This window comes from Variovorax sp. GW458-11-26-14-LB1, from assembly GCF_059423965.1.
The window spans coordinates 19,971-34,602 of record NZ_JBWKYW010000067.1 but is presented as its reverse complement, the minus strand read 5'-3'; the positions used below and the strand labels follow the sequence as shown (position 1 = coordinate 34,602).

The 14,632-nt window shown below is 69.5% G+C and carries 13 protein-coding genes and 1 pseudogene; 9 read left to right on the top strand and 5 right to left on the bottom strand.

The genetic code is table 11. From position 1 onward, the window contains the following. Positions 1-239: 239 nt before the first annotated feature. Together AC07YS_RS29255 and AC07YS_RS29250 are read left to right on the top strand one after the other, a co-directional pair. Positions 240-1,698: pseudogene (locus tag AC07YS_RS29255) on the top strand (sensor histidine kinase). Then, entirely contained in the window at positions 1,695-2,420 is a 726-nt protein-coding gene (locus AC07YS_RS29250) for a HEAT repeat domain-containing protein (RefSeq protein WP_495270085.1), read from the top strand. The pseudogene AC07YS_RS29255 and the gene AC07YS_RS29250 overlap by 4 nt, the downstream one beginning before the upstream one ends. Before the next feature lie 5 nt (positions 2,421-2,425). Here AC07YS_RS29250 and AC07YS_RS29245 read toward each other — a convergent pair whose 3' ends face one another. Genes AC07YS_RS29245 through AC07YS_RS29235 form a run of 3 tightly spaced genes read right to left on the bottom strand, consistent with a single transcriptional unit; the run spans position 2,426 to position 4,181 of the window. Further along, complete coding sequence (locus AC07YS_RS29245; RefSeq protein ID WP_495270084.1) at positions 2,426-2,626, bottom strand: sporulation protein; 201 nt, start codon at positions 2,624-2,626, stop codon at positions 2,426-2,428. An 8-nt stretch (positions 2,627-2,634) separates the two neighbouring features. Then, the gene (locus tag AC07YS_RS29240) at positions 2,635-3,450 is read right to left on the bottom strand and encodes a biotin--[acetyl-CoA-carboxylase] ligase (protein WP_062480383.1); all 816 of its coding nucleotides are present in this window, start codon (positions 3,448-3,450) and stop codon (positions 2,635-2,637) included. 2 nt (positions 3,451-3,452) lie between these two features. Next, positions 3,453-4,181 carry an SET domain-containing protein gene (locus tag AC07YS_RS29235; RefSeq protein WP_492687074.1) on the bottom strand — a complete coding sequence of 243 codons (729 nt, stop codon included), beginning with the start codon at positions 4,179-4,181 and terminating at the stop codon, positions 3,453-3,455. 84 nt (positions 4,182-4,265) lie between these two features. On the opposite strand from AC07YS_RS29235, the gene AC07YS_RS29230 reads away from it, so the two are divergent. Further along, positions 4,266-7,235: a DNA topoisomerase III gene (locus tag AC07YS_RS29230; RefSeq protein ID WP_307695268.1), complete on the top strand. Its 2,970-nt coding sequence runs from the start codon at positions 4,266-4,268 to the stop codon at positions 7,233-7,235. A 6-nt stretch (positions 7,236-7,241) separates the two neighbouring features. After that, positions 7,242-8,222 (top strand): tripartite tricarboxylate transporter substrate binding protein, encoded by a 981-nt coding sequence (locus AC07YS_RS29225; protein ID WP_487847662.1) that lies wholly within the window; start codon positions 7,242-7,244, stop codon positions 8,220-8,222. Positions 8,223-8,226: 4 nt separating this feature from the next. On the opposite strand, the gene AC07YS_RS29220 is transcribed toward AC07YS_RS29225, so the two are convergent. Further along, entirely contained in the window at positions 8,227-9,162 is a 936-nt protein-coding gene (locus AC07YS_RS29220; RefSeq protein ID WP_495270083.1) for a LysR substrate-binding domain-containing protein, read from the bottom strand. A 109-nt stretch (positions 9,163-9,271) separates the two neighbouring features. Between AC07YS_RS29220 and AC07YS_RS29215 the strand changes: the two genes are divergently transcribed. From AC07YS_RS29215 to AC07YS_RS29205, 3 genes are all read left to right on the top strand, one after another. Continuing rightward, positions 9,272-10,234: a tripartite tricarboxylate transporter substrate binding protein BugE gene (locus tag AC07YS_RS29215; RefSeq protein WP_062480391.1), complete on the top strand. Its 963-nt coding sequence runs from the start codon at positions 9,272-9,274 to the stop codon at positions 10,232-10,234. Between the two features lie 12 nt (positions 10,235-10,246). Next, positions 10,247-11,128: an N-formylglutamate amidohydrolase gene (locus AC07YS_RS29210; protein WP_495270082.1), complete on the top strand. Its 882-nt coding sequence runs from the start codon at positions 10,247-10,249 to the stop codon at positions 11,126-11,128. A gap of 95 nt (positions 11,129-11,223) precedes the next feature. Further along, complete coding sequence (locus AC07YS_RS29205) at positions 11,224-11,400, top strand: hypothetical protein (RefSeq protein WP_167481182.1); 177 nt, start codon at positions 11,224-11,226, stop codon at positions 11,398-11,400. 9 nt (positions 11,401-11,409) lie between these two features. Here the strand turns inward: AC07YS_RS29205 and AC07YS_RS29200 are convergent, their stop codons facing one another. After that, entirely contained in the window at positions 11,410-12,042 is a 633-nt protein-coding gene (locus tag AC07YS_RS29200; protein WP_495270081.1) for a TetR/AcrR family transcriptional regulator, read from the bottom strand. A gap of 72 nt (positions 12,043-12,114) precedes the next feature. On the opposite strand from AC07YS_RS29200, the gene AC07YS_RS29195 reads away from it, so the two are divergent. Beyond that, complete coding sequence (locus AC07YS_RS29195; protein WP_495270080.1) at positions 12,115-12,951, top strand: thioesterase family protein; 837 nt, start codon at positions 12,115-12,117, stop codon at positions 12,949-12,951. A gap of 38 nt (positions 12,952-12,989) precedes the next feature. Further along, a complete protein-coding gene (locus AC07YS_RS29190; protein ID WP_495270079.1) occupies positions 12,990-14,630 on the top strand; it encodes an acyl-CoA dehydrogenase family protein in 1,641 nt (546 codons plus the stop codon). The last annotated feature ends 2 nt before the right edge of the window (positions 14,631-14,632 follow it).

Below are 14,632 nucleotides of genomic sequence, written 5' to 3'. Positions count from 1 at the left end.
CTCCACCGCCGCATGCGGTGACACCCACGCTGGCGGCCAACACGGTCGCGGCCATCCAGAGCGGCTTGGGGCAGCCGCCCACGGTCTTTTGCTTCATGATTTCTCCCTGATGTTTTTGAATTGCAGAAACTGCACGTCAAGGCTACAACCAGTCACACCTTGTCAATGAAACGTCACACCTGCGAATCGCAGTACTAGTTCACGCTCGCCCGCGTTCTTTCGTCTTGCCAGGAACTCCCTTGAAGCTCTTCCAGCGCGCCCAGCGCTCCCTGTTCGGCGAGATCCTCGACTGGATGCTCACGCCGCTGCTGCTGCTCGTGCCGGTGAGCATCGGCGTGACCTGGCTGGTGGCGCAGGGCATCGCCAACGCGCCCTTCGACCGCGCGCTGGAGCACAACGTGAAGGTGCTGGCCGAGCTGGTCACGGTGAAGCAGGGGCAGACGCACTTCGTGCTGTCGCAGTCGGCGCGCGAGATCCTGCGCGCCGACCCCCCCCCCCCCCCCCGACGCCGGCCACATCTACTACCAGCTGCTCGACGGCCACGGCACGCTGCTGCACGGCGAGCGCGACCTGCCGCAGCCCAACGTGGACGACCCGCCCGGCACCAACGTGGTCCTGCTGCACAACAGCACGGTGCACGGCCAGCCGGTGCGCGTGGCCTCGCTGTGGATTCCCAGCGGCAGCGAAGAAGTACCGCCCTCGCTGCTGCAGCTGGCCGAGACGCGCGAGAAGCAGGCGGTGCTCGCCACCGAGATCATCAAGGGCGTGCTGCTGCCGCAGTTCGCGATCCTGCCGCTGGCGGTGCTGCTGATCTGGCTGGCGCTGGTGCGCGGCATCAAGCCGCTGTCGGTGGTCGAGGCGCGCATCCGCGAGCGCCGACCCGGCGACCTGAGCCCGCTCGACGAGTCCTCGGTGCCGCTCGAGGTGGTGCCGCTGGTGTCGTCGGTGAACGAGCTGCTCGACAAGCTCAACGACTCCATCTTCACGCAGAAGCGCTTCCTGGCCGATGCCGCCCACCAACTCAAGACGCCGCTGGCGGGCCTGCGCATGCAGGCCGACCTGGCGCAGCGCGAGGGCGCCAACGCCGACGAGCTCAAGCAGTCGCTCAAGCAGATCGGCCGCGCCAGCGTGCGCGCCACGCACACCGTGAACCAGCTGCTGTCGCTGGCGCGCGCCGAGGGGACCAGCGCCATGACGCACTGCCAGCCCTGCGACCTCGCGCGGCTGACCATCGAGGTGGTGCGCGAGGCCGTGCCGCGCGCGATCGAAAAGCGCATCGACCTGGGCTACGACGGCGTCCAGGCCGGCGCGCCCGGCGTGATGGTCGACGGCAACCCGACGCTGCTGAAAGAGCTGGTGCGCAACTTGGTCGACAACGCGCTCAACTACACGCCCTCGACCCCCGAGCGCCCCGGCGTGGTCACGGCGCGCGTGCTGGCCGACCCCTTCGGCCACGTGCAGCTGGTGCAGGTGGAAGACAACGGCCCCGGCATCGCCGAGGCCGACCGCGAGCTGGTGTTCGAGCCCTTCTACCGCGTGCTCGGCAACGAGGCCGATGGCTCCGGGCTGGGCCTGCCGATCGTGCGCGAGATCGCCAACCAGCACCGCGCGCGGGTCAAGCTCGAAGACGCGCACCCCGGCAAGCATCCGCCGGGCGCGCTCTTCACCGTGCGCTTCGAGGAGGCTCCGTCGGAATGAATCCGCTCGACACGCTGCGCCAGCGCTTCCTGGAAATCCGCCTCGACACCGACGTGTCGGACATGTTCGACTTCGGCGCCGATCTGCTGGAACAGGATTCAGCCGAGGCGCTCGCCTTCCACTACGCGCTGCTGCACGACACCGGCATGGACAGCGAGCTCTACGACTGGCTGTGCCGCAAGTTCGGCGAGCGCGGCGACGAAGCCGAAGACCACCTGCTCGCGCAGTTCGAGCGGGAGACCGATCCAGCCATGCAGGCCACGGTGCTGCAGCTGCTCGGCGGCTTCAAGTACCGCAAGGGCCGTCGCCTGAAAGAGACCGCGGCCCTCGCGCGCGCCGCGCTCGCGTCACCGCACGACGAGCTGCGCTGCAAGGGGCTGTGGGTGATCGGCTGGCTCGGCGGCACGACGGACATCGCCAAGGTCGCGCCGCTGCTCGCGCACGACGTCGTCGCCACGAACCGCCGATGGGCCGCGAGCGCGCTGATGCAGATCGTGTTCAACCGCCGCAGCGCCTCACCCAAGGCGCTCGAGCCCTTGCGCCAGGCGCTCGACACCGAGACCGATCCGGTCGTGCTGGGCGGCATCCTGGTCGCGGTGCAGGAAATCGCAGGAAAAAAATTCGGCCTGAGCTCGAGCTCGCACGAGCCGCCGTCCGAAGAAAAGCTGCAGGCCGCCTTGGCCAAGGCGCGGCGCATGTTCGCGCGCGCGGCTGCTGCCTGATCAGCTCAGGGCGCAGGCGTGCCCGAAGGCTTGGCGTCTTTGCGAATCTGCAACCACTCGGGGTGGATCTGCCGCGCCATGCGCTGCGGCTCGCGCTCGTCGAGCGCTGCGGGCGCAAGCCCGAAGCCGGCCAGGTCGCCGCGCGTCCACAGCCAGTAGCCCGCGTTGGCGGCGAGCAGGGCGATGAGGACCAGGCGCAGCTTCATGCCCTCGCTCAGAACGACATGCCGCGCGGGCGCACGCTCACTTCGTCGCTCGAGATCAGTTGCAGGCCGGCGTCGGTGCGCACCTGCAGCTCGCCGCCCCAGGCCACGCCTTCGCACAGGCCGGCGGTGCCGTCGCTGAGCGTCACCTCGCGCCCGCGCAGCACGTCGCGCGCCGCAAAGCGTTCGGCGAAAGGCGCGAAGCCCTGCGCCTCGAAGGCGAGCACGCTGCGCACCAGCGGCTCGGCCAGCGACAGCAGCACCTCGGGCGCGGACGCGTCGGGCTGCCACTGGCGCAGCCAGGCCGGCGGCGTGCGCATGCCGTCGCCCTCGCGCGGGCCGATGTTGATGCCGATGCCGACCACGAGGTAGCGCGCGGCATCGGGCCGGGCCGTCTGCGGCATCGCCGTCTCGATGAGGATGCCGACCAGCTTGCGGTCGTTCACCCAGATGTCGTTGGGCCACTTGAGGCCGACCTGGTGCGCGCCCGTCGGGTCGAGGCTCTCGGCCACGCTCACGCCCACGGCCAGCGACAGGCCCGACCAGTCGGCCGGCGCCAGCGGCATGCCGAGCGAAAAGGTAAGGGAGGCGGGCGCCTCGGGCTGCTGCGCGCTCTGCCAGGGGCGGCCGAGGCGACCGCGCCCCGCCGTCTGGCGCTCGGCCACGAGGAGCACGGGGTCGGTGCGGCCGGCGCGCGCGCGGCGCATCAGCTCGGTGTTGGTGGAATCGATTTCGGCCACGGCCTCGACCGCGAAGCCGGGCAGCAGCGGCGCGACCGTCGCGGCGATCCGGTCTTCGAACCAGGCGCTGGCCGGCGTCGTGCCCATCGTCAGTCTCCGGCGGCGGCCGGGGCGTCGCCCTTGGACTTCTTCTTGCCGTCGGCCTTTTTCTTGTCGGCCTTCTTGTCCGATTTTTTCTTCTCGGCTTTCTTTTCAGCCTTCTTCGCTTCCTTGGCCTCGGCCTTCTTCTTCTCGGCTTTTTTCTTGGCCTTCTTCTTTTTCTTCTTGTCTTTTTCCTCGTCCTCGTCCTTGGGCGTCAGCAGCGTGCCGCGGCACATCTCGGAGCCGCACCAGCACGGGAACTCGGACAGCAGCTTCTCGGTGTACGGCTCGTCGATGATCAGGCCGTAGTCGTAGTTCAGTTCCTCGCCGGCGGCGATGTTTCTCAGGGCCTTGATATAAACGCGCCCATCGACTTCGTCGGCCTCGCAGTTCGGCTCGCACGAGTGATTGATCCAGCGCGCGTCGTTGCCCTTCACATTGCCGTCGATCACGCGGCCGTCGTCGATGTGGAAGTAGAAGGTATGGTTCGGCTGGGTCGGGTCGTGCGGATGGCGGCGCAGCGCCTCTTTCCAGCTGATGACCTCGCCCTTGTATTCGATCAGCGTTTCACCTTCAGCCAGGTCCTGCAGGGCGAACACGCCGTTGCCGTGGACGTCCGAGCGGCGCATCTGGATGCGCCGGCCACCGGAGCGCGTGGCGGCGGACCGGGCCTCGGGCTCGGTCACGGGGACGGCTTCCTTGTCGCGGCCGGCGGAAAGTGGGGATTTGGAAGGCATCGCCGAAGTCTGTTAGGTTGAATATGCACACATGCGTGTGCGCGCGTGCGCACGCGGAAGCCGCAGAGTATAGAGAGCCCTCAGATGACAAAGACTTTGGTAATCGCAGAAAAGCCGTCGGTGGCCCAGGACATCGTCCGGGCCCTCACGCCGGTGGCCGGCAAGTTCGACAAACATGACGAGCATTTCGAGAACGACACCTACGTCGTGACCAGCGCCGTGGGCCACCTGGTCGAGATCCAGGCCCCGGAGGAATTCGACGTCAAGCGCGGCAAGTGGAGCTTCGCCAACCTGCCGGTGATCCCGCCGCACTTCGACCTCAAGCCGGTCGACAAGACCAAGACGCGCCTGAACGCCGTGGTCAAGCAGGCCAAGCGCAAGGACGTGACGCAGCTCATCAACGCCTGCGACGCGGGCCGCGAGGGCGAACTGATCTTCCGCCTCATCGAGCAGTACGCCGGCGGCAAGAGCCCGCTGGGCAAGCCGGTCAAGCGCCTGTGGCTGCAGTCGATGACGCCGCAGGCCATCCGCGACGGCTTCGATGCGCTGCGCACCGAAAAGCAGATGCAGGGCCTGGCCGACGCCGCGCGTTCGCGCTCCGAGGCCGACTGGCTGGTGGGCATCAACGGCACGCGCGCCATGACCGCATTCAATTCGCGCGACGGCGGCTTCTTCCTCACGACCGTGGGCCGCGTGCAGACGCCGACGCTGTCCGTCGTCGTGGAGCGCGAGGAGCAGATCCGCAAGTTCGTCTCGCGCGAGTACTGGGAAATCCACGGCAGCTTCGCGGCCGAGGCCGGCCAGTACCCCGGCAAGTGGTTCAACCCCGACTGGAAGAAAGCCAACGCGCCGCTGCTGGCCAACGGCGAGCCCGATGCCGAGCAGCGTGCCGACCGCGTGTGGTCCGAGCAGGAAGCCCGCGCCATCGCCGACGCCTCGCGCGGCAAGCCCGCCACGGTCACCGAAGAGAGCAAGCCCACCACGCAGGCCTCGCCCGCGCTGTTCGACCTGACCTCGCTGCAGCGCGAGGCCAACGGCCGCTTCGGCTTCAGCGCCAAGACCACGCTCGCGCTGGCGCAGAGCCTGTACGAACGCCACAAGGCGCTGACCTACCCGCGTACCGATTCGCGCGCGCTGCCGGAAGACTATCTACCGGTCGTCAAGCAGACCATGGAGATGCTCGCCGGCAGCGGCATGAAGCACCTGGCGCCGTTCGCGCAGCAGGCGGTCGATGGCAACTACGTCAAGCCCAACAAGCGCATCTTCGACAACGCCAAGGTGTCGGATCACTTCGCCATCATCCCGACGCTGCAGGCTCCGAGCGGGCTGAGCGAAGCCGAGCAGAAGCTGTACGACTTCGTGGTGCGCCGCTTCCTGTCGGTGTTCTTCCCGAGCGCCGAGCACCAGGTGACCACGCGCATCAGCACGGTGGAGCAGGGCGGCAAGAAGTACCCCTTCCGCACCGACGGCAAGGTGCTTGTCAAGCCGGGCTGGCTCGCCATCTACGGCAAGGAAGCCCAGGACGACGAGAAGGAAGACGACAAGGACGGCAAGCGCCTCGTGCCGGTGAAGCCGGGCGAGATCGTGCAGAACGAGTCGGCCGACCTCAAGGGCCTGAAGACGCGCCCGCCCGCACGCTATTCGGAAGCCACCCTGCTGGGCGCCATGGAAGGCGCCGGCAAGACCATCGACGACGACGAGCTGCGCGAGGCCATGCAGGAGAAAGGCCTGGGCACGCCAGCGACGCGCGCGGCCACCATCGAAGGGCTGATCGCCGAGAAGTACATGCTGCGCGAAGGCCGCGAACTCATCCCGACCGCCAAGGCCTTCCAGCTCATGACGCTGCTGCGCGGCCTGGGCGTGGAAGAACTGTCCAAGGCCGAACTCACGGGCGAGTGGGAATACAAGCTCGCGCAGATGGAGAAGGGCGCGCTGAGCCGCGACGCCTTCATGCGCGAGATCGCCGAGATGACGGAGCACATCGTCAAGAAGGCCAAGGAGTACGACCGCGACACCGTGCCGGGCGACTACGCCACGCTCGCCACGCCCTGCCCCAACTGCGGCGGCGTGGTGAAGGAAAACTACCGCCGCTACGGTTGCACCGGCAAGAGCGGCACGGGCGAGGACGCCTGCGGCTTCTCGTTCGGCAAGTCGCCGGCCGGGCGCACCTTCGAGGTGGCCGAGGCCGAGCAGCTGCTGGCCAACAAGCACATCGGCCCGCTCGAGGGCTTCCGCTCCAAGGCGGGCTGGCCCTTCACCGCCGAGATCATCCTCAAGTACGACGGGGAAGAAGCCAAGAACTGGAAGCTCGAGTTCGACTTCGGCGACGACAAGAACGAAGACAGCGGCGAGATCGTCGACTTCAGCCAGCAGGACACCGTGGGCCCGTGCCCGGTCTGCGGTGCGCCGGTGTTCGATCACGGCAGCAACTACGTCTGCGAGAAGTCGGTGCCGACGAACGAGCAGCCGACCCCGAGCTGCACCTTCAAGACCGGCAAGATCATCCTGCAGCAGCCGGTCGAGCGCGACCAGATGGAGAAGCTGCTCGCCACCGGCAAGACCGACCTGCTCGACAAGTTCGTCTCGATGCGCACGCGCCGCGCCTTCAAGGCCTTCCTCACGTGGAACGCCGAAGAAGGCAAGGTGACCTTCGAGTTCGCACCGCGCGAAGGCGGCAGCAAGTTCCCGCCGCGCAAGACCTTCGGCAAGCCGGCCGCGAAAACCGCGGCAGCCAAGAAGGTCGCGGCGAAGAAGACGCCCGCCGCCAAGAAGGCACCGGCCGAGAAGAAGGCGGCCAAGCCGCGCAAGCCGGGCGCGGGCCTCAAGCCCAGCGACTCGCTGGCCGCGGTGATCGGCGCCGAACCGGTGGCGCGCACCGAGGTCATCAAGAAGCTGTGGGACTACATCAAGGCCAACGGCCTGCAGGACGCGACCAACAAGCGCGCGATCAACGCCGACGCCAAGCTCAAGCCGGTGTTCGGCAAGGACCAGGTGACGATGTTCGAACTCGCGGGCATCGTGGGCAAGCACCTCTCGGCGCCCGACGCGGCCTGACGACGCATGCAGCGCCGACACCTCGCCACCGCCCTGTGTGCAGCGATGCTGCTGGGCGGCGCGGGCCTGGCCCAGGCCGCCGCGTGGCCTGACAAGCCCGTCAAGCTCGTCGTGCCCTTCCCACCCGGGCAGGCCACCGACATCTTTGCCCGCGCGCTCGCCGAACAGCTCGGCAAGCGGCTGGGCCAGCCCGTGATCGTCGACAACAAGGCGGGCGCGGGCAGCAACATCGGCACCGAGTTCGTGGTGCGCGCACCGCCCGACGGCTACACGCTCGTGGTGGCCGGCAGCGCGATGGCGGTGAACCAGACGCTCTACGCCAAGCCGGGCTTCGACCCGCGCAAGGACCTGGTCGGCATCTCGCTCATCGCGAAGGTGCCGCTGGTGTTCCTGGCCACGCCCGAAAGCGGCATCCGCACGCTGGCCGAGCTCACGGCGCGCGCCAAGGCCGAACCCGGCAAGCTGAGCTACGCGAGCGCCGGCATCGGCGGCACGCAGCACCTGTCGGGCGAAATGTACAAGTCGGCGGCGCATGTGTTCATCACGCACATTCCGTACCGGGGCAGCGGGCCGGCGCAGGCGGATTTCCTGGGCAACCAGGTGCCGCTGATGGTCGATTCGGTGACGGCCGCGCTGCCGCACATCAAGGCGGGCAAGGCGGTTGCGCTGGCGGTGACATCGGCCACGCGCTCGTCGCAGCTGCCCGAGGTGCCCACCGTGCGCGAGAGCGGCGTGGCCGGCACGAAGAACTTCGAAGCCGTCGGCTGGCTCGGCCTGATGGCGCCGCGCGGCACGCCGCCGGAGATCGTGGCGCGGCTGAACCACGAAGTGACCGACATCCTCAAGAGCGAGCAGATGGCGCGCTTCATCCGCGACCGGGGCTCCGAGCCGGCGCCGACGAGCGGCGCCGAATTCGACCGCTTCGTGGCGAGCGAGATCGGGCTCTGGGGTGCGGCGGTGAAGGCTTCGGGCGCCAAGCCCGAGTAACTTTTCAGGCCAACGCGGCTGGCGGCTGCGCCGTCGCTTCCCCGCTGCGGTCGACTTCGGCCAGCAGCCAGTGGCGGAAATGGTCCAGCGTGGCCAGCTGGCCGCGCCCCTCGGGGTAGCAGAACCAGTAGCCCTCGCTGCCCCGGTAGCCGCCGTTGGGCAGCGGCTCTTCCACCAGCCCCGACGTGATCTCGTCCTGCACCAGGCAGCGCGGCACCAGCGCCACGCCCATGCCGGCCATGACGGCGCGGATCATGGTCTGGAACTGGTCGAACTGCAGGCCGGCCAGCGGGTCGAGCCCGCGCACGCCGTGCGCCTCGCTCCAGTGCAGCCACGACTGCGGCACGCTCACGTGGCGCAGCAGGGTGCAGCGCGCCACGTCCTGCGGCGTGCGGATGGGGGCCTCGGCCTGCGCGGCGCGCGGGGCGATCAGCGCCACGTCCTGCCCCGCGAGGTAGTGCGAGCGCGCGCCGGGCCAGTGGCCGTCGCCGAACAGGATGGCGCAGTCGAGCTCGGGCCGCTCGAAGTCGTAGCCGTGCACGAAGGGCACGAAATGCAGCGTGATCTGCGGGTGGCGCTGCTGGAAGTCGGGCAGGCGCGGAATCAGCCACTTGGCGCCGAAGGTGGGCAGGGTCGACAGGTGCAGCGCACCGCCGCCGTCGCCACTGGTGATGAGCTCCAGCGTCGCCGCCTCCAGCTGCGCCAGCAGGGCGCGCACGGCCTTCTCGTAGCGTTCGCCGGCCGGCGTGAGCGCCAGGCGCTTGCGGCTGCGCTCGAACAGCGGCGCGCCGATCCAGCGCTCGAGCTCCTGCACCTGCTTGCTGACCGCGCCCTGCGTGAGGTGCAGCGCCTCGGCCGCGCGCGAGACGCCGCCGAAGCGCACCACGGTGGAGAAGGCGCGCAGCAGGTTCAGGGGCGGGTTGAGGCGTCGCAGCGGCATGGGGGAGCCCATCAAGTCATTCCAGATTGGAATGATATCGGGTATATCCTTTGCTTCAGGTGAGCTGCAGCTTTGCACATTCACTCATCGTTCCATTGGAAGAACCCTCATGCAACGTCGTCATTTCCTCTCCACCCTGGCTGCCGTTTCTTTCGCCCCAGGAATATCCTTTGCCCAAGGCAAGCCGATCCGCCTGGTCGTGCCCTTCCCGCCCGGCGGCGCCACCGACATCACGGCCCGCGTGCTCTCCGAGCCCCTGGCCAAGATCCTCCAGCAGCCCGTGGTGATCGACAACCGCGCCGGCGCGGGCGGCTCGATCGGCATGGCCGAGCTGGCGCGCGCCACGCCCGACGGCCTGAGCTTCGGCGTGGCCACGCTGTCCACGCACGGCGTGAACCCGGCCGTGTACCAGAAGCTGCCCTACGATCCGATCAAGGGCTTTGCCGCCGTGACCGAGCTGGTGAAGGCACCGGGCGTGATCGTCATCAACCCGGCCGTGCTGCCGGTCGGCAGCTTCGCCGAGCTCGTGAAGTACCTGAAGGCCAACCCCGGCAAGGTGTCGTACGCGTCGCCGGGCAACGGCACCATCGGCCACATGTGGGGCGAGCTGTTCAAGAGCAGCACCGGAACCTCGATGGTGCACATCCCCTACCGCGGTGCGGGCCCGGCCATCAACGACGTGCTCGCGGGCCAGGTGCCGGTGTACTTCGACCAGGTGGCCTCGTCGCTGCCGCACGTGAAGGCCGGCAAGCTGAAGGCGCTGGCCGTGTCCTGGAGCGGCCGCCTCGACGTGCTGCCCGAAGTGCCGACCTACGGCGAGCTGGGCTACGCGGCCAGCAACGACCCCTCGTGGTTCGGCATGATCGCGCCCGCCGGCACGCCGCCCGAGCTGGTGCTGCGCATGCAGCAGGCCGTGGCCACGGCGCTGAAGGACCCCGCGGTGCGCGAGCGCCTCGCGCTGCAGGGGCTGTACGCCTCGGGCACCACGCCGGCCGAGTTCACGAAGCAGATCGCGAGCGAGATCGAGAAGATGAAGAAGGTGGCCGCCTTCGCGCGCATCCGATTGGACTGACCGACACCGCCTATGCATCCAGTCCTGAAACTGATTCAAACCCGCGCCCAGGTGACGAGCGTCGCCGGGCACACCCCGCTGGTGCTGGACTCCCCGCACAGCGGCACCGTCTACCCCGAGGACTTCCGGCCCGTGTGCGACCTCGCCACGCTGCGCCGGGCCGAGGACACCCACGTCGAGAAGCTCTACGCCTTCGCGAGCGACATGGGCGCCGCCTGGATCGAGGCGCACTTTCCGCGCAGCTACCTCGACGCCAACCGCGACATGACCGAGGTCGACACCACCATGCTCGACGGTCCGTGGACCGAGCCGGTGTCGACCGACCCGCGCGTGCTCTCGAAAGTGCGCCTGGGCAAGGGCCTGATCTGGAAGCTCACCGACGAGGGCCTGCCGATCTACGACCGGCCGCTCACGGTGGCCGAGGTGCGCCAGCGCATCGACCAGTGCTGGCGCCCGTACCACGCGGCGGTGGCCCAGGCCATCGACGACGCGCATGCGCGGCACGGCTACAGCATCCACATCAACTGCCACTCGATGCCGGCCATCGCGGGCAGCCATGCCACCGACTTCCCGGGCCTGGCGCACGCCGACTTCGTGATCGGCGACCGCGACGGCAGCACGGCCGACCCGGCGCTGTCGCAGCGGCTGTGCGCGCACCTGCGCGCATGCGGCTACAGCGTGGACTACAACCACCCGTACAAGGGCGTGGAGCTGGTGCGCCGGCACGGCGACCCGGCGGCGAACCGGCACAGCATCCAGGTCGAGATCAACCGCAAGCTCTACATGGACGAGGCCACGCTGGCGCTCGACGAGGCCGGCGCCGCGCGGCTGCAGGCCGACCTGCGCGCGATGGTCGAGATGCTGCTGGCGACCGACCCGCGCGTGGCAGGCTGAACACCGCCGCCCCTGCGGCGGCTGGTGTCTTTGTTACAGGGCGGCCGGGGGCCCCGGCCTATAGTGGGACGTCCTTAGTTTTCTGGAGTCCTGCCGTGAAGTCGATCCTTGCCGCCCTCGCCGTCCTTGCGACCGGTCTGCTGGTCTCGGGCTGCGCCGGCACCGCGCCGTCGCCGTCTTCTTCCTCCACGTCTTCATCGGGCAGCGGCGTGACGGTGTTCGGCACCATCGACGCTGGCGTCAGCGGCACGACGAACAAGTCGTCGCGCTGAGCGAGAGCCTCAGGCAACCGTCGCCAGGTAGCCCCGCAGCGCATCGCGCAACTGGCGTGACAGCGTCTGCAGGTCGGGCCGCCCGCCCGTGCCGATGTGGGTGTGCGCGACCAGGCCGTAGATGATGGTCTGGCACACGCGCGCCGCTTCCTTCTTCTGCGGGCCGTCGGCCTTCACGTCGCCCGCCGCGTCGAGCACGCCCACCCATTCGGCCACGAAGCGGTCGTACATCTTGCGGTAAGCCTCGGGGCTGGAGAGGTGGCGCTCCAGCAGGTAGTGCGCGCCCCAGGCCACGGGCTGCGTGCGGTGCGCCTCGAGCTGCGCATCGATCACCGCGTCGACGATCTCGCGCCACGGTCGGCCTTCGTTCGCGGCCACGACCGCGCGCATGTCCAGCAGCAAGGCCTTGGAACGCAGGTGCAGGCACACGCGCGCCAGGTCCTCCTTGTTTTCGAAGTACTCGTAGAAGCTGCCCAGGCCCGTGCCCGCCACGGCCACGATCTCGCGGATCGTGATGGCGGCGTAGCCCTTCTCGACCAAAAGCCGAACAAAGGCTTCCTGCAGCGCCTGCGAGGTGTGGCGCGCGCGGGACTGGCGCGGCTTCCTCCTCGGGGCGACGGCGGGTGCGCGGGCGCCGGTCATGGCCGCCGAACCCGAACACCTCGCGGGCGGGTTGTTCCTAGAATTTTTGATCCCATCGAAAGGCATTCTGCAATGACCTCGCCCGACCGCGCCCCCGAGACAACGCCCCCCGCCGTCTACACCGGCGAGGGCGATGCGTGGCTGCCCGACGCGCTCTCGCGCGGCCCGTGGGACCCGCGCGCGCAGCACGGCGGCGCGCCCGCCGCGTTGCTCGCCCACATCGCCGAACGCGCCGCGCCCGGCCCCGGCTGGCAGCTGGCGCGGCTCACGCTCGAGCTGGTGAAGCCGGTGCCGGTGGCGCCGCTGGTCACGCGCACGCAGTCGCAGGCCTCGCGCGCCACGGTGCGCGTGGGCATCGACCTGCTCGCGGGCGACACGGTGGTGGCCCGCGCGCACGCGCTGCTGCTGAAGACCTCGCCGCTGACTTTGCCGGCGAACCTGCCCGCGGGCGACGCGCCGTGTGAACTGCGCCCGCTGCCCGAAGACTGCACCGAGCGCCTGCGCATTCCCGGCCTGCCCGACGGCCTCTCGTTCCACCAGACCGCCGTCGAATCGCGCCTCGCGCAAGGCGACATCGCGCAGCCCGGCGCGGGCGCCGCGTGGTTCCGGCTCGCGGTGCCGCTGGTGCGCGGCGTGGTCACCTCGCCCGCGATGCGCGCGGCGGCGGCGGCCGACTTCGGCAACGGGCTGAGCTGGGTGCTGTCGCCCGCCGACTTCCTGTTCTCGAACGCCGACCTGAGCCTGAACCTGTTCCGCGTGCCCGAAGGCGAGTGGATCGGCCTGCGCGCCAGCACCGAGATGCACGCCGGCGGCGCGGGCCTCACGGTGTCCCACCTGTACGACACGCGCGGCCTCATCGGCCTCGCGACCCAGACGCTGGTGGTGCGCGAACGCGCCGCCGCCGCCTGAACACGCCCCCTCTTTCACCGATTCACGGAGACAACGCCATGACCACCACCGGCATCCATCCCGACAACCAGGTCCCCGAGCTCAAGGACTACAACGTCTACACCAGCGACCCCGCGCTGCGCGGCGCGGTGGGGCGCGGCGGCGCCGCCTGGCGCGACGACGAGCTGGTGCGCCAGGGCGCCGAGTACGGCGCCGAGGCCACGCTGCGCGCCGCCGAGGACGCCAACCGCCACGAGCCCGAGCTGCACACCCACTCGCGCACCGGCACGCGCATCGACAGCGTGCAGTTCCACCCCGCGTGGCACACCATGATGTCGATCGCGCGGCGCAACGGCATCGCCAACCTGCCGTTCTTCGACGAGCGGCCCTCGGCCTGGGTGGGCTACGGCGCCTCGCTGTACATGCACAGCCAGATCGAGTCGGGCTCGACCTGCCCGACCACCATGACCAAGGCCTGCATCCCCGTGATGCGCCGCAACGCCGCGCTGTACGCCGACCTGCGCGACAAGCTGGCCGCCCACGTGCACGACCCACGCGACATCCCGCTCGAAGGCAAGACCTCGATGACCGTCGGCATGGGCATGACCGAGAAGCAGGGCGGCAGCGACGTGCGCACCAACACCACGCGCGCCGTGCCGGCCGGCCAGGGCCCGTGGGGCAGCGAGTTCCTCATCACCGGCCACAAGTGGTTCTTCTCGGCGCCGATGTGCGACGGCCACCTGGTGCTGGCCAAGACCGACGAGCACGGCTCGTCGTGTTTCTTCGTGCCGCGCTGGCGGCCCGACGGCAGCAAGAACGCGATCCACATCCAGCGCCTGAAGGACAAGGTCGGCAACCGCTCCAACTCCAGCAGCGAGGTCGAGTTCAAGGAGGCCTGGGGCGTGCTCGTGGGCGACGAGGGCCGCGGCATCCCGACCATCATCGAGATGGCCACCGTGACGCGGCTGGACTGCGCGCTCGCCAGTGCCGGCTTCATGCGCCAGGGCTTCGCGCAGGCGCTGCACTACACGCGCAACCGCTTCGCCTTCGGCAAGGCGCTGGTCGACCAGCCGGTGATGACCGAGCTGCTGGGCGACATGGCGCTGGAAACCGAAAGCGCCACGCTGCTGGCGATGGAGCTGGCCTCGCGCTTCGGCTCGCCCGCGCCGCTGGACACGGCCTGGCGCCGCCTGCTCACGCCCGCGGCCAAGTTCTGGAACTGCAAGCGCGCGGTGGCGCTCACGGGCGAGGCGATGGAGGTGTTCGGCGGCAACGGCTACGTGGAAGACGGCCCGATGGGCCGCCTGTTCCGCGAGGCGCCCGTCAACTCGATCTGGGAAGGCTCGGGCAACGTGATGTGCCTCGATGTGCTGCGCGCCGTGTCGCGCAACCCCGACGACGCGCACCTCGTGCTCGACCACCTGCAGGAAGTGACCGCCGGCGAAGCGCGCCTGCAGACCGAAGTGCAGGCCCTGCGCCAGATGGTGCAACTGGCGCCGCAGGACCTGGAACGCCAGGCGCGCCGCTTCACGCAGCGGCTGGTGCGCGCGGCGCAGGCCGGCCTGATGCTGCAGCACGCGAGCCCGCTCGCGGCGGCCGCGTTCGTGTCCAGCCGCTTCGATCCCGACTGGGGCCCGGTGACCGGCATCAGCGCCGGCACCAGCGACCCCGGTGCGCTGGTGCGCGCCGCCTGGCACTGAGC

Excerpts from the sequence above, each read along its gene's own strand:
- AC07YS_RS29250 (WP_495270085.1), top strand. The coding sequence starts at position 1,695 with ATGAATCCGCTCGACACGCTGCGCCAGCGCTTCCTGGAAATCCGCCTC.
- AC07YS_RS29245 (WP_495270084.1), bottom strand. The coding sequence starts at position 2,626 with ATGAAGCTGCGCCTGGTCCTCATCGCCCTGCTCGCCGCCAACGCGGGC.
- AC07YS_RS29240 (WP_062480383.1), bottom strand. The coding sequence starts at position 3,450 with ATGGGCACGACGCCGGCCAGCGCCTGGTTCGAAGACCGGATCGCCGCG.
- AC07YS_RS29235 (WP_492687074.1), bottom strand. The coding sequence starts at position 4,181 with ATGCCTTCCAAATCCCCACTTTCCGCCGGCCGCGACAAGGAAGCCGTC.
- AC07YS_RS29230 (WP_307695268.1), top strand. The coding sequence starts at position 4,266 with ATGACAAAGACTTTGGTAATCGCAGAAAAGCCGTCGGTGGCCCAGGAC.
- AC07YS_RS29225 (WP_487847662.1), top strand. The coding sequence starts at position 7,242 with ATGCAGCGCCGACACCTCGCCACCGCCCTGTGTGCAGCGATGCTGCTG.
- AC07YS_RS29220 (WP_495270083.1), bottom strand. The coding sequence starts at position 9,162 with ATGCCGCTGCGACGCCTCAACCCGCCCCTGAACCTGCTGCGCGCCTTC.
- AC07YS_RS29215 (WP_062480391.1), top strand. The coding sequence starts at position 9,272 with ATGCAACGTCGTCATTTCCTCTCCACCCTGGCTGCCGTTTCTTTCGCC.
- AC07YS_RS29210 (WP_495270082.1), top strand. The coding sequence starts at position 10,247 with ATGCATCCAGTCCTGAAACTGATTCAAACCCGCGCCCAGGTGACGAGC.
- AC07YS_RS29200 (WP_495270081.1), bottom strand. The coding sequence starts at position 12,042 with ATGACCGGCGCCCGCGCACCCGCCGTCGCCCCGAGGAGGAAGCCGCGC.
- AC07YS_RS29195 (WP_495270080.1), top strand. The coding sequence starts at position 12,115 with ATGACCTCGCCCGACCGCGCCCCCGAGACAACGCCCCCCGCCGTCTAC.
- AC07YS_RS29190 (WP_495270079.1), top strand. The coding sequence starts at position 12,990 with ATGACCACCACCGGCATCCATCCCGACAACCAGGTCCCCGAGCTCAAG.